Below are 14,706 nucleotides of genomic sequence, written 5' to 3'. Positions count from 1 at the left end.
ACACTCGGGGGGAGAATGGGTAACTTTGAAATTGAAATCGGAATTGAACAGCATGCAAAGCACAGGAAAGTTCAACGTCAACCTGTCCGTCCTTCGTAATCTGAAACTTCGTTTTAAACTGCTGTTCATGAATGCGATTGCCATTTTATTTTTATTAATTGTAGGGATTACGGGCTATTATTATATGGACAAGATGTCTAGCAACTCTACTAAAATGTACGAGGAAAGTCTGCTATCTGTCAAATGGATTAATCAACTCCAAACAAATTTCAATGAAACCGAATCTAATTTACTAGAAATGATGTTATCCACGGATGTGAAATATAAGGCCAAGCTGAAAGCTAAGTTGGATGAGAACGCTGGTACGAATAAAGATTTAGTTACGAAAATTGCAGGGATTGCGTTGAATGGGGAAGAGGCTGGGGCTTTCAAAAGCTTCGAGGAACTGAATCTGAAATATCGTGAATTTGTCACTAAAACCATAGATCAAGCGACGCAAAATAATCAAGTTGCTTATCAGGTTTACAATAATGAAGTATCCCCGCAAGGTGATAAAACGGTAGAAGCATTAGATAAACTCGTAGCGCTTAAAGAAACCGCGGCTGAACAATTTCAGAAATCAAGTAGTTCGGATTCAGCAACGTCGCATTGGGTCATTATACTTACGATCATTATTGCGATTGTTGTGATGACGTTGGGCGCATTGACGTTGGATATGATCATCTCGACACCCATTCGCAAACTCCAAGAAAATATGGAAAAGGCAGCCGGTGGAGATCTGTCCGTTAAAGGGGACTATCCTTATGGGGATGAGGTAGGTAAATTAACGAATTCCTTTAATGTCATGACAGGGAGCTTGCGTGGCTTAGTTATGCAAATCTCAGATAATGCTTTAACACTTTCAGCGAGTTCCGAAGAGCTGCTTGCTAGCTCAGAGCAAAGCTCTCTGGCAGCAAGACAAGTTGCTACTTCTAGTCAGCAGTTGTCGGAGGATTTCGATAAACAATTTGCTGGTGTGACGCAAGCGAATGAGGCCGTTGGGCTTATGCTGACTAGCACGAAGCAAATTGATGAGTCGGCGCAAGTGGTTGCTGCGCTTGTGAATCAAGCAACGCAGGCCGCTCAGCATGGTAAGCAATCGGTCGTTTCAATCGCGGGGCAAATGACTGAGATATCAGATGCGGTTCGTGATGTTAATGTCGTTATCGAAGCTTTGGGTAAAAATGCACACAAAATTGGTGAAATCGTCAATGTCATTAACGAGATTTCGACGCAGACGAATCTGCTTTCCTTGAATGCAGCGATTGAAGCAGCACGTGCAGGGGAAGCTGGGCGCGGCTTCGCGGTCGTTGCTGKGGAAGTGCGCAAACTTGCGGAGCAGTCGTCCACTTCGGCGCGAAATATTACGGATCTAGTGTCGACGATTCAACGCCAGATCAATCAAGCTGTTAGCTCCATGCATACCGGAGCAGGGAAAGTGCAAGAGGGATTGACGATTTCGGAGGAAGCGCAGGAATCGTTCGTACATATCGAGACTTCGGTCGAGAAGGTGAATACGAAAGTGGAAGATGTGAACCGGAACATCCACCAACTCGTAGACGCGAACTTACGCATCGAGCAAGTGATGCGTATTGTGAGCTCCGTTTCGGAGACGGGGATTTCCGTCAGCCAAGAGACATCCGCTGCGAGTCAGCAGCAAATGTCGACCACGGAGGAAATCGAGAACTCCGCGAAGTCCCTGGCCGGACTAGCGGAAGAATTACAAATTTCGCTGCAGAAATTTAAGGTGTAGCGTGAACCCGCGGGCGTTGAGCCTGCGGGTTTTTGTTTGTGTGCCGGAGTTGGACGAATCTGACGCAAGCGGTGCTGTTAGTGATGAAAAACATCACTAAAGTAGGTGGAGCTGGACGAATCTGACGCAAGCGGTGCTGTTAGTGATGAAAAACATCACTAAAGTAGGTGGAGCTGGACGAATCTGCTGAAAACGTGCAGTTAGTGATGAAAAACATCACTAAAGCAGGTGGAGCTGAGTGAATCAGCCGAAAATGCTGCAGTTAGTGATGAAAAACATCACTAAAGCAGGTGGAGCTGGGTGAATCAGCCGCAAATGCTGCAGTTAGTGATGAAAAACATCACTATTGGAGCTGGATAAGTCGAATCCGTCGTATCACTTCGCACTATCCCATCAATTGCTGAAGTATCTCAGCTGTAGGGCGGTAGTATCTAATCCGTTTAGTCCCTTTTCCTGCGGGTTCAAGCATGTTTTTCACATGCATGACCTTGAGCAGTTGTCGTGCTTTCTGAGATTCGATAGCGAGTACTTGGCATACATCTTGAGTGGTGAGGGGATTATCACTGTTTATCGCATACCGCAAGACTTCCTTCTCCACGTAGCTTATCAATTGGACTGACCCGTCGTTCATGCCCAAATAGCGTCCCATAAATTGTTGTAGGATTTGTTGGCACATGCGAGGGCGATCTTTGATATCGTCGTAGGAGAAACGAAGGATTCGCCAGCCATCGATGATGAGGTGGTTCTGACGAATGAGGTGATCGGAGAATTGGGATCGGCTAATTTGTGAGGCGTGGGTGGTGAAACCATCGATTTCGATGGCAAGTTTGAGTGTATGTTTGATAAAAGCAAAATCAAGGAATCGGGTTCCATCTCGGAAGTCTTTCACTTCATATTCGGGATGAAGATCGTTGAAATGTTTAAAAGCAGGCCACCAAACCTGCAAAAGAAATAGTTTTTCAGCATGACTGTGGCCCTCCAGCAGTCTGCGAAGCGAGTCACCTTTTCGAGTGGACGCGTGGTAAGCGATAAATCCATCATGTGCAACTTCGAATGCTATTTTCATGTGGATGCCTCCTTGAAATGATAAAGCCGCTTCTCATGAACAGCCAAGGCTGAACTTGAAAAGCGGCGTATGCTTTACGACCAACTATGTCAACATTGTAGCACACACACTCCGTATATCACCACCGTATTGACACGCATGTACTATTATTATATAATATTGAAGTTGATTGAAATGAAACCATATAAACACTTCATATTTAGCCTCATTTACCCCACACGAACGATTAGCGAGAAGAAAGTAACCCCCTCTCCTTGTTTGTTTTTCTCCCAATGCGCAGTCCATCAGCTCATTTATGGTAAACCCGAGGCAACGTAAGTGTTTCGGCAGTAAGTGTTTGTAACGCAATTCGCACTGGCGCGGTCATTGGAGCCGCAAGGATGAAAGAGAGGTAGGGCTTTCATTGTTTTGATATTCCAACACATGAATTACGCAATTTCATAGAGATCAATTGAAGTTAGATAAATCGTTTTCGTGCTGATTAGGTGCGGGAACGATTTTTTATGTTGTTTGAATGACTGGTGAATCCTGCTTGCTTCCTTTACAATAAAATGAAATCTACCAAAGATTTGCTGGAGGTTTGAGGTATGAGGTTTGAGGTTTGAGGTTTGAGGTATGAGGTATGAGGTATGAGGTTTGAGGTATGAGGCTTGAGGTATGAGGCTTGAGGTTTGCTTGAGGTTTGGAAGGTTTTACGAAAAGTTGATTGTGAATTGTGGGTTTGTTTAAATGTAAGGTTTTGATCATACATAGAAAGAGGCGTATTTCCCATGCCAGAGCAAGTTTTTGAACTTAAGGCCACATGGACCGGCGGTCTTGATGGGACCGGCCAACTCCAAGCGGATGGCTTCCAGACATCCATTTCCGTGCCAAGCGAATTTGACGGACCTGGCGTAGGGACGAATCCGGAAGAAATGCTGCTCGGCGCCGCGGCAACCTGCTACCTGATCACACTCGGCACATTGCTCCATCGAGCAGGCATCGAATCCCTAGAACTCCATTCCCACATCTACATCCAGAACCAACCAACAATGAAAGTGAATGCGATCGTCCATCGTCCTCTAATTTCTGTGCCACCACATATGACCGAAGCTCAACTGGATAAAATAAACAAAGCGGCCTTCCGTGCGGAACAAACCTGCATGATTAGCAAAGCTTTGCGAGGCAATGTACATATTAGCGTCGAACCCGAGATTCGAATCTCGGGCGTGTAGTTGACTAATCCATTGTCCGATTCGATCTAGAAGGAGGGCAGCGCAGCGATGAATCTGAACAAAAAAGTATTTATCGGTTTTTTACTTTTCATCATCATCCCCTTATTCGTCCTAGGGTCAGCGGTGTACACAGTCTCCCAGCAGCTAATTGAGAAAAAATATGGGGATCTCACAGAAGTCACGTTGCAAGCGATCTCTCGTAATATTTACTACATGTTCAAGGAAGCGAACTATTTCTCCGATTTCTGGATGGTCAAAGATAGCATTCAAGGCATCTATCGTACGATAGATGCGGCAAAACCGAACGAGGATCCCCTATCCTCGTATGATTTGAACACATTTGATACGCTGCTTCGCGGCTCGATTCTGACTTATTCGCCTGTTCAATCTGTTGTCATTTACAACAATAGCGGCAAATCCTTTAGTGCCGGGCGAACGAGTGGAAGTTCGATTCCATGGCAAACGATTCAGCAAAGCATGGCCTTCCAGCACATCCAAGATCTTAATGGCAGTCCACTCTGGATAGGACCCTCCGAATTCAAAGAGTTCGGTTCAGGCCGCGGCGAGTTCTATCAAGCGCGAATGGTGAAAGATTTTTGGACGATGGATAATCTCGGCTATATGCTGTTGAAATTTAAATTCAATGAGCTGGATCAGATATTCAAATCCTTCAATACGAGTGAGGAAAGCTCCAAACGCTATCTGCTGATCAATAAAAACGGTCTTATTTTTTACGATAATAAGCAAAGTTTAGAAGGGGCGAATGTCCTGCAATTGACGCAAGGGAAATTCGATCTTGGATTCAATAATTACAGCTTCCAGGCCAATTTTCAAAATGAGAAAAGTCTGATTTCCCTCTATCATTTGAATATTAATGGGATGGGGGTTCAGGATTGGAGTGTCGTGTCGATCACGTCATGGAAATATGTCGCTGGGGAAATCGAGACGATTATGAAGCTCGTGGCAGGAATTACGTTTATTTGTTTGTTCTTTGCCCTGGTGTATAACCTTGTCTTCGTAAGACGTATTATTCAACTGATTCTTCGCATGCTTTCCTCTATGAAAAAGGTGGAGCGTGGTGATCTGACGACCCGTATGGAAGTGAGCGGAAAGGACGAAACCACAGCGCTAGCGAGAGGATTTAATAGTCTAGTTGTAAGGGTCGAGGATTTGCTCGAAGAGGTGAAGCGTCAGCAGGACCGCAAAAACAAGGCAGAGCTTATGCTGCTGCAAGCACAGATTAAGCCTCATTTTCTTTTTAATACGCTCGAGTCCATTAATGTACTAGCCATTCAAAACCAAGGGAAGAAAGTCAGCCAGATGGTGATTCGACTTGGGAATTTGCTCCGGATCGGGATGGAAAACCGGGAAGAGATTACGTTGAAGCAGGAGCTTGAGCATCTGCGCAGTTATTTGGAAATACAGGAGTTCCGCTTTGAGGATCAGTTCCAATACACGATTGAGGCGCCTCCGGAGCTGCTCCATGAGGACATTTTGAAGCTGACCTTGCAGCCTTTGGTCGAGAATAGCTTACAGCATGGCTTTGAACCAATTGACTATATGGGGCTAATTACGGTGAAGGTTGTGGATGAAGGGGATCGTATTGGGCTATATGTGACGGATAACGGCGTTGGCATCAGTAACGAAAAGCTAGCGAAATTCCATTATAAAACCGAACTGGAGACGCCATTTCATGAAATTTTGGAATCGAATGAAGAGCGAAGAGGCCTTGGTGTAAGTAATGTTGCCGATCGGGTTCGGATTCAATATGGTGAGCACTATGGGATGTTTATTTGTTCTCAAGAAGGTCAAGGTACGACGATGAAGGTGATTATTCCGAAAAGAAAGAGGGATGCAGGGTGAGGTTAAAAGCGATTTTGGCAGACGATGAGCCTAACATTTTACGTAATTTGCAGGCGGTCATTCCTTGGAAAGAGCTCGAGATTGATATTGTAGGCACAGCCAAAAATGGGCTTGAAGCCTTAGAACTCTGTGTTCAGCATATCCCGGACATCGTGATGAGTGATATTCGGATGCCGCAAATGGATGGCATTACGTTCATTCATAAGCTGCGGGAAATCAATGAAGACTGCACGGTGCTGATGGTGACGGGGTATCAGGATTTCGACTATGTGCGCTCGCTCCTGCGGGTGGGGGTTAGTGATTATATTCTAAAGCCAATCAATTACGAAGAGCTTGAGAATTCGATTCGTAAGCTTGCCGGCGAAATTCGTGCTAAGAAACAGAACCATCAGGAAGAACTCCTGAAGTGGGGGAAGATTAGAAGCTTGGCTTACGAGAAGATTTTGCAGGATATTATGATGGATTATACGGATATTACGGCGAGTACACAGCTTCCCATTGATCAGGGGGATCTAGAGACACTGCGTTATGTGTTCGCGATTATTGACGTAGATAATTATTCTCAGAAATCTTTGCTGTGGAGTGAGCAAGAACGTAAGCTGTGGAACTTCGCTGTGCGGAATGTCCTACAGGATTCCTTGGCGGACGAGATCTCACAGTACACCGTTCTTCAGATGCGAGAAGGAGAATGGTCACTGCTCATGGCGTGGGAGGAGGAAGACCCTACAGACCCTACTTCCGTAGAAACGAAATTACGTGAGTTAGCTGCCAAATTACAACGAAATGTCAGTCAATCTGTGAAGCTAGGGATTAGTGTGGGCTACTTTCCAGGGCCAGTAGGACTGCAACAGCTAGCGGATACCTATCGAAAGCTGCAGAGGTTTATGCAGTTGAATTTAGATAAGCAGCAATCCGTACTGCCCTATAAAGAAGCCAAAGAATCTTCGGATGCGAGTAGTTCGCTTTGGTTTTTGGTAGAGGAAATTGTTACGGGCATGAAGCAGTTGAATCGTCCGAAGACCGAGGATGCGCTGGATCGTCTTAAGTTGTTACTGGAAGGTTTGTCGGAGGGATCATTCGCTCGCGCTTATCAGATGCTGCACTATTTGATCCTGCATGTACTGCGAGAGTTGCGTGAGATGAATGCCCTCGATAGTCAGGAAGAAGAACAGATTTGGCGTGAGTTGGATAAAAGCGAGAGTATCCCGCATTTGTTGCAGGTTATGGTACAACTTGTATCGAACGGGCTCGAAGGTACGAACAAGAAGAAAAATAGTGAGCTCCTCATGGCCTCTGCTAAGGAATATATTCGAACACATTATTCAACGGATTTCGGCATTGAGGATATTGCCAGCTCCTTGGGAATTAGCTCGAGCTATTTCAGTTTGTTATTTAAACAACACTTTGGGGAAACCTTTGTGGAGTATGTAACGAAGCATCGGATGGAGCAGGCGAAATCCTTATTGCTTCATAGTGACAAAAGCATTACGGATATTGGGAAATGCGTGGGCTACATCGAACGGCGCTATTTTACTAAGGTATTTCAGAAGTTTACGGGCGAAATTCCTTCCGAGTATCGGGATAAGCGAAAGGAAGGGAACTAGAGGAATTTGCCCCTAGATTAGGAATTTATCTGTCTTTAGTACACACAGAGGTTCAATTATACTTAAATGGTAAGCTTAAAGCGGTTGTTTAAAAAGTCCACTTTTGATCACGAAGTAGTCCAAGAAGCATTTAAAGGAGAACCGAGTGGATGAGAAAACGGTCACTAATTTGGAGTGCAGGTGCTATAGCTCTCACGTTCATGCTGTCGGCATGCAGTATATTTTCGGATAAATCGGATCCAGGGCATGATGCGTCTAGTGGAAAAAGTGTCCAGAATGGGCCAATCTTGCTGACCATCCGGCATACACAGGTAAAGGATACGCAGAAGAAACGCCTCGCCATGCTGCAGGATGTTGTCAAAGCGACCGAAGCCAAAGTGCCTGGTTTGACGATTACGTTAGATGGTGTTGAGGATAAGGTGAATCGCTTCGAAAAGCTGCGAGCAGAAATGGCTGCAGGGAATCCGCCAGAAATATTCGACCTGTTCGGAGGCACGGATACGAAGGATTACGTGAAGGCGAATCGACTGCTGGACCTTACCCCCATCCTGCAAGAGCTTGGGTTAACAGATAAGTTCTATAGCTTTGAAGAGTTTACGGTGAATGGCAAAATCTATGGGATTCCGATGGCTGGCTATGTGGAAGGCCTGTACTATAACAAAAAGATTTTGAAAGAGCAGGGAATCAAGCTGCCCGAAACATGGGACGAGCTGGTAGCCGCAGCAGCGAAGCTGAAAGCTGCCAAAATTACCCCTTTTGCCATGGCGGCTAAGGACTCCTGGGTTATTAACATGATGATTAATACGATGTGGGTGCGCACGGCAGGGGCGGATTCGATCGAGGGGTTTTTGAATGGAAGCATGCATTGGACGGATCCCGAGGTATTGAAAGCTTTTGAACAGTATCGAACGCTTATTCAGAAAGACTACTTCCAAGATGGCAGCCTAGCACTTGCGTATGCCGAACAGCAAAATACATTCAGCAGTGGAAACGCAGCTTTCATGTTTGATGGCAGCTGGGCGAACACGCCGCTCCTAGATCCTGATAAGTCAGTCATTGCACGGGATATCGGCTTCATGAACTTCCCTTCTATGGGGGGACCTGGTGATGGGTATATCAATGGGGGCTGGTCCAATGCCTATGGATTTTCCAAAAAGGTAACCCCCGAACAATTGCTGGCGATCAAAGAGTTCATTAAGCAAATGTATACGGAATCGATGCAGAAGAGGCAGCTCGTTGAAGAGGGGATGCCGCCAGCGATGAAGCTGCAGGATACGAGTCAAGTAAACCCCTTGATAACGGAAATATTGAATGTGTTTGCGACTAGTAAAGGAACTTTCCCAGCCTTCGATTCCCGCATACAAACGAAGGTTCGCGAAAAGCTTGAACGAGGAATGCAGGAGTTGCTTGGCGGAAGAACAGATCCGGCCTCGCTGATGACGGAATTACAGAAGCAGCAAGAAGCTTCGAATAAAGAAGAAACCCATTCCAAATAGTAGTAGGATGACATATGAATCAAATGGGAAGAAATGCAAGGGCGTACATGCTCTTTACTTTGCCGACGCTGCTCGTATTTGCGATTTTTTTCATGTATCCAATGTTGATGTCGCTGCGTTACGGGTTTACGGAGTGGAACGGCATCTCCCCGGCGACATTTAATGGGCTGGACAATTTCGTTGCAGCTTTTCATGATCCTTATTTCTGGATTGCTGTACGAAATAATATGTACTTCATTGGCTTTTCTATCGGGATTCAAATTCCCGTTATATTAGCTATTGCATTGCTTGTGAGTAGATTAAAGCGTTGGATCAGGATGTATAAAGCTCTGATTTTCCTTCCAACGATTCTATCGACTGCGGTCGTAGGTGTGCTCTGGGAATTTATTTATCATCCGCAGGCGGGGCTGCTTAATCAAGTCTTAGAAGCAGTCGGTTTATCGAGCTGGCAGCATGCTTGGCTGGCAGATGGCGCGACGGCGATGCTCGCCATTTTGATCACCAATGCTTGGCAATGGATGGGGTTCTATGTGGTGCTTGTGGTATCTGCCATCTATGCCATTCCAAAGCATCTGGTGGAAGCTGCTCAAATGGATGGTGCAGGGGGCATCCGTCAAGCTTGGTCAATCATTTTGCCGCTGCTAAGACCCGTAATTATGGTTATGATGCTCTTATCGATTACGGGCGGCATGAAAGCCATGGACATTGTAGTTGTCATGACAGGTGGGAATCCCTATGGGATCACGGAGGTTATGGCATCTTATATGATCAAAAAAGCTTATCGTATCGGCGAGTATGGCTACGCGAACAGCATCGCGGTACTGATTCTCATTTTTACGGCTATCTTAACGTCCGTATTCGGATGGTTCACAAGGAACCAGGAGGAGGTGCGCTTATGAGAGGAAGCCTCCTGCGCCGTATTTTCCCACATGCGATTTTAGTGATCTACATCGGGTTGATTTTATTTCCACTTGGGTGGACGTTGAATTCATCCTTCAAGACAAATAAAGAAATTATTACTGCCCCATGGTCCTTTCCCACAGAGTTTTCGTTATCGAATTATTGGAATGCGTGGACTGGCGCACATGTGGGCCATTATTTTATGAATAGTGTGATCAATTCGACGGTTTCAGCTATTGTTTCGTTAGCGCTAGGAACTGCGACCGCTTATGCGCTGACTCGGATGTCTTTTCCAAAGCTAAGTCTCGTTCTGAAAAGGATACTGATCTTGGCCTTGCTGGTGCCTGCCGCTTCCTTGCTGGTCCCTTTGTATATGCTGCTAAGGAGCTTGCATCTCTATAACACACCGCTGGCTTTAATTCTGCCCTATGTGACATTAGGATTGCCGTGGACCGTGTTCATGATTAGCAGCTTTCTGAGCTCCATACCGAATGAACTGGAAGAAGCGGGTATCATGGATGGGCTTTCCATTTACGGGTTGTTGTGTCGGATCATCGTCCCCATTTCACTACCGTCCCTATTTACCGTATTCATGTTGAACTTTCTAACGAGCTGGAATGAATTCATTATGGCGAATTTATTTCTGACCAAAGAGAAGCTGAGGACGCTCCCCGTGAGTATGGTGGCCTTCTATGACCAGTTGAATATGAACTATGGTTCGCTATGTGCGGCAATCATGATCAGTGTAATTCCTGTTGTTGTGATGTATCTCCTTCTACAGAGAGGCATCTTGGAAAATATCAAAGCCTAATTAAACTCTCAAGGAGCGTGTACATTCATGTCAGCAGCTGGAAATACGAACTATAAGCCACTCACGTTACGTCAAAAGGTAGGGCAACTATTCGCTTGTGGGTTTGACGCACTGGAACCAAATCCTCATATTAAGCAATTAATTGAGGAGTATGGGATTGGCGGTGTTATCTATTTCCGCCGTAATGTGAAGGACGCTCATCAGCTTGCTCAGCTGTCTGCCGATTTGCAAGACATCAGCCTGAAGAGCGGAGGTCAGCCGCTATTTATCACAGTCGATCAAGAAGGCGGCATGGTGTCCCGTATCGAGAAGGGAGCAACGTTACTGCCGGGGAATATGGCATTAGGTGCTGCCTTTGCACCATCTGGCGTTTATGCCAGCGCTAAGGTGATGGGCAAAGAACTGCGCCAAATGGGCGTGAACATGAACTTGGCCCCTTGCTTAGACATTAATAATAACCCGCTAAACCCCGTAATTGGGGTCCGTTCTTATKGGGAAACGGCAGCCATTGTGAGTGATATGGGCACGCACGCTGTTAAAGGTTTACAAGACATGGGCGTTATCGCTACGGTGAAGCATTTCCCTGGACATGGGGATACCACAGCGGATTCGCATCATGATTTACCTGTAGTTCCGCATAGCATGGAGCGATTGATGGAGCTGGAGTTAGCCCCGTTCATCAAGGCGATTGAAGGCGGTGTAGATGCGATCATGTCCGCACATGTGGTCTTTGAAGCGTTGGAAGAAAGCAGTATACCATCAACATTATCGTATAAAATATTAACAGAATTACTGCGTGGTCAGCTTGGTTTCAAAGGGCTTATCGTCACGGATTGCTTAGAGATGAAGGCAATCTCCGAAGGGGTTGGCGTAGCGGAAGGGGCAGTTCGTGCACTCGAAGCGGGGGCGGATATTTTGCTGGTCAGTCATGAGCTGGAACGTCAGATTGCGGCTATGGAAGCGGTCATTGCCGCTGTGGAAAGGGGGCGTGTTTCAGAAGCGCGTATTGATGAGTCTGTTCTTCGTATTATGACGTACAAGTATAAGCGTGACATCCGCTTTGATACACTAACGCAGGTTCCGGAGGGGCCGATCTCGACACCAGAGCATCAGGAGCTGGCGAAGGAGTTAAGTCGCAAAAGCATCACGAAGGTCAAGGATGAAGTTGGCAAGGACCTCCAACTGAACGATAAAACCTGCGTGATTTGGACAGAAGTCCAATCGGGGACGGAAATCGATGAGGTTGTTGATCGTGAGGGAACGCTTGGCAGCGTGTTGTCCGAGTTGACTGKGGAGCACGTGCAAGAATTGTACTTGGGTTTATTTCCTTCCGAAGGGGAAATTGCGGAGACACTGAAGCGTTGCGAAGCCTATGAGCAAGTGGTCATTGTAACCTACAATGCGACGTTCTCTGAGGGACAAACACAGCTGGTTAAGGTTTTGACACAGAAAGAAAACGTGCATCTCATCGTCGCGGCAGGACGTAATCCGTATGACTTGCTTGAGTTCCCAGAAGTGAAAACCTACTATGCTTGTTATGAGAATCGGCCACTGGCAATGGTTTCTCTAGCTAATGTGTTGCTTGGTCGTGAAGCAGCTGTCGGACGGTTACCTGTAACTTTATCCGAGCAATATCCGATTGGCTGGAGACAGGACTAGGGGGAAAATGAGTATAGAAGTTCTTTCTCTAGCAACTTGAAGCATTCTCCTTGTAAAATCAGATAGGCTTGTGAAACTTTTCGTTTCCAATTACGTAGGAACAATGCGCACATTTCACGCATTTCACAAGCGATCTAATTATGAAGGGGTGTATATTTTCAAATGAGTCATGCAAACGCTCAATCTGAGCCAACGATGAAATCATTTTTTGCGAATCGATTCGTTCAAACGATTATGTTATCGGGCATTTTGCTTCAAATCGGAATTTGGATACGTAACTTTGCGATTCTACTCTATGTCACAGACATGACGAATAATGATCCATACTCGCTTTCCTTAATCTCGGTAGCTGAGTTCGCGCCAATATTTATCTTCTCCTTTATCGGTGGAGCATTCGCCGATCGTTGGAGGCCAAAGCTGACGATGGTGTGGTGCGATTTACTTAGTGCAGCATCCGTTTTTGTTATTTTGATCACCTTGTATATGGGGTCTTGGAAAGCGATCTTCTTTGCTACTTTGGTGTCATCGATTCTTTCCCAATTCTCTCAACCATCGAACATGAAGCTATTTAAAGTACATGTCCCTGCTTCGCAAATGCAATTGGGGATGTCGATGTTCCAATCGATGATGGCGATTTTTATGATTTTGGGGCCTATGCTGGGCTCATTCATCTATTATCGTTTCGGGATCGAAACGGCCGTGGCCATCATGGGAGCATGTTTCTTATTATCCGCACTGGTACTTACGTTCCTGCCTAAGGATATAAAAGAAGATACATCGGAGCCGCGCACGACGCATATCCTCACGGAAATGGGTCAAGGCTTCCGTTATGTGTTGAGGAACCGTATGTTAGTTATCCTTGGCGGATGTTTTGCTGTTGCGGGTCTAGCGATTGGGTTGATAAGCCCACTTGGCATTTTTCTAGTAACTGAGCAATTAGGTTTAGAGAAGTCGAGCTTGCAGTGGTTTATGGCGGCAAATGGGGCTGCGATGATTATAGGCGGTGGTGTAACGATGGCCTTTGCCAAAAAAATATCCCCACAAGCGATGCTCACCGTCGGTATGGCGGTTAGTGCGGTCACTTTTGCGATGTTAGGTGTGACGCATTTGGTGTGGTTGGCACTCCTGATGCAGTTTATCTCAGGACTTGTGATGCCAGCTATTCAGATCGGGATTAGTACATTAATTCTAGGAAATACCGAGGAATCGTTCGTGGGACGCGTGAATGGTATCCTAACTCCGCTCTTTATGGGTTCCATGGTTATTACCATGAGTTTGGCAGGTACGATTAAAGCGTCTTTCTCCCTTGAATCGATTTACCTCACATCGGCGTTGCTCTTTGTTATCGGGGTTGGTATTATGGTACCGTCTTTGAAAATGAAGTCAGGGCCAATTCCACAGCCGAGCAGTGAACTGAAATAAGCATGAAAAGTGAAAAGCGATATCTCTTGGCCTGATGGCTAGGGATATCGCTTTTATGTTTTATAGAAATGGAGTTCCCGACTCCTTGAACGCCAGCTTCATTTCCGGCGTGATAGAGGAGTCGCTAATGATACCAACGGCTTCCTGTACCTCGCCAATAACGAACAAAGAGCTTCGGCTAAATTTGGAATGATCAGCTACGAGATACGTTTCCATCGATTGCTTCATCATCCGGCGATTCGTTTCGGCTTCAAGCTCATTATAGATCATCATGCCGCGTGAGAGGGAGATGCCGTCGCAGCCCATAAATGTTTTGCGGATACTGAGATTCTCAAGTGTGGCATTCGCTAATGGGCCTGAGAGTTCAAAGGTTTGTGTGCGAATCACACCACCGGTTAGAATCAGCTGCAACCCAGGCGTGCCGATGAGCTCGTAGGCAATATTCACGGCATTCGTAATGACGGTCAAATTTTTGAATTGGTTCAGCTTTTTGGCGATGAAAGTCGTAGTCGTTCCACCTGTTAGCCCAATGATATCGCCATCTTCGATGTAACGAAGGGCTTTGTCAGCGATTTCTTTCTTCTCATCGGTATAGAGGTCCATTTTATTAAAGAAGGGGACTTCCACTTTCAAGCTCTCAAGCACAGCTCCGCCAAAGGTGCGGATACAGCGTTTCTCTTGCTCGAGAATTTCTAGATCCCGTCGTGCAGTTGCTTCAGAGACATTGAATTGCTTCACAATATCCGTCAAGGCAATGGAGCCTTTATCTTTAATTGCATGCATGATGGCATCTCGGCGAACATCGGTCTTTCCCATGGTACCTCCTGACAGCTTTCCGTCTGGAAAGCTAAGTAACGATTCTATGTTAATAGGCTTATT

The 14,706-nt window shown here is 45.9% G+C and carries 11 protein-coding genes; 9 read left to right on the top strand and 2 right to left on the bottom strand.

The window, feature by feature from the left end; translation table 11 throughout:
- Positions 1–25 precede the first annotated feature (25 nt).
- Entirely contained in the window at positions 26–1,792 is a 1,767-nt protein-coding gene (locus AC1DLM_RS22840; protein ID WP_477571278.1) for a methyl-accepting chemotaxis protein, read from the top strand.
- Positions 1,793–2,177: 385 nt separating this feature from the next.
- On the opposite strand, the gene AC1DLM_RS22835 is transcribed toward AC1DLM_RS22840, so the two are convergent.
- The gene (locus AC1DLM_RS22835) at positions 2,178–2,858 is read right to left on the bottom strand and encodes an endonuclease domain-containing protein (RefSeq protein ID WP_441989931.1); all 681 of its coding nucleotides are present in this window, start codon (positions 2,856–2,858) and stop codon (positions 2,178–2,180) included.
- 770 nt (positions 2,859–3,628) lie between these two features.
- Here AC1DLM_RS22835 and AC1DLM_RS22830 point away from each other — a divergent pair.
- The 8 genes from AC1DLM_RS22830 to AC1DLM_RS22795 all read left to right on the top strand — a co-directional run bounded on the left by AC1DLM_RS22830 (position 3,629) and on the right by AC1DLM_RS22795 (position 13,827).
- Positions 3,629–4,072, top strand: coding sequence for an OsmC family protein (locus tag AC1DLM_RS22830; protein ID WP_441989930.1), 444 nt, complete (start codon positions 3,629–3,631; stop codon positions 4,070–4,072).
- A 48-nt stretch (positions 4,073–4,120) separates the two neighbouring features.
- Positions 4,121–5,935, top strand: a complete 1,815-nt coding sequence (locus AC1DLM_RS22825; protein WP_477571277.1) for a sensor histidine kinase — start codon at positions 4,121–4,123, stop codon at positions 5,933–5,935.
- A complete protein-coding gene (locus tag AC1DLM_RS22820; RefSeq protein ID WP_477571276.1) occupies positions 5,932–7,539 on the top strand; it encodes a response regulator transcription factor in 1,608 nt (535 codons plus the stop codon). The genes AC1DLM_RS22825 and AC1DLM_RS22820 overlap by 4 nt, the downstream gene beginning before the upstream one ends.
- A gap of 149 nt (positions 7,540–7,688) precedes the next feature.
- Positions 7,689–9,035 carry an extracellular solute-binding protein gene (locus tag AC1DLM_RS22815; RefSeq protein ID WP_441989927.1) on the top strand — a complete coding sequence of 449 codons (1,347 nt, stop codon included), beginning with the start codon at positions 7,689–7,691 and terminating at the stop codon, positions 9,033–9,035.
- A 14-nt stretch (positions 9,036–9,049) separates the two neighbouring features.
- On the top strand, positions 9,050–9,934 hold the full coding sequence (locus AC1DLM_RS22810; RefSeq protein WP_477571275.1) for a carbohydrate ABC transporter permease: 885 nt from the start codon (positions 9,050–9,052) through the stop codon (positions 9,932–9,934).
- Positions 9,931–10,746, top strand: coding sequence for a carbohydrate ABC transporter permease (locus AC1DLM_RS22805; RefSeq protein WP_477571274.1), 816 nt, complete (start codon positions 9,931–9,933; stop codon positions 10,744–10,746). The genes AC1DLM_RS22810 and AC1DLM_RS22805 overlap by 4 nt, the downstream gene beginning before the upstream one ends.
- 27 nt (positions 10,747–10,773) lie before the next feature.
- A complete protein-coding gene (nagZ, locus tag AC1DLM_RS22800; RefSeq protein WP_477571273.1) occupies positions 10,774–12,405 on the top strand; it encodes a beta-N-acetylhexosaminidase in 1,632 nt (543 codons plus the stop codon).
- 162 nt (positions 12,406–12,567) lie between these two features.
- Positions 12,568–13,827, top strand: coding sequence for an MFS transporter (locus tag AC1DLM_RS22795; RefSeq protein WP_477571272.1), 1,260 nt, complete (start codon positions 12,568–12,570; stop codon positions 13,825–13,827).
- Between the two features lie 60 nt (positions 13,828–13,887).
- Here the strand turns inward: AC1DLM_RS22795 and AC1DLM_RS22790 are convergent, their stop codons facing one another.
- Positions 13,888–14,643 carry a DeoR/GlpR family DNA-binding transcription regulator gene (locus AC1DLM_RS22790; RefSeq protein ID WP_171632028.1) on the bottom strand — a complete coding sequence of 252 codons (756 nt, stop codon included), beginning with the start codon at positions 14,641–14,643 and terminating at the stop codon, positions 13,888–13,890.
- Positions 14,644–14,706 lie beyond the last annotated feature (63 nt).

This window comes from Paenibacillus sp. 01T442, from assembly GCF_056398345.1.
Note: the sequence above shows the minus strand (reverse complement) of the source record. Positions and strands in the feature narration are given on the sequence as shown.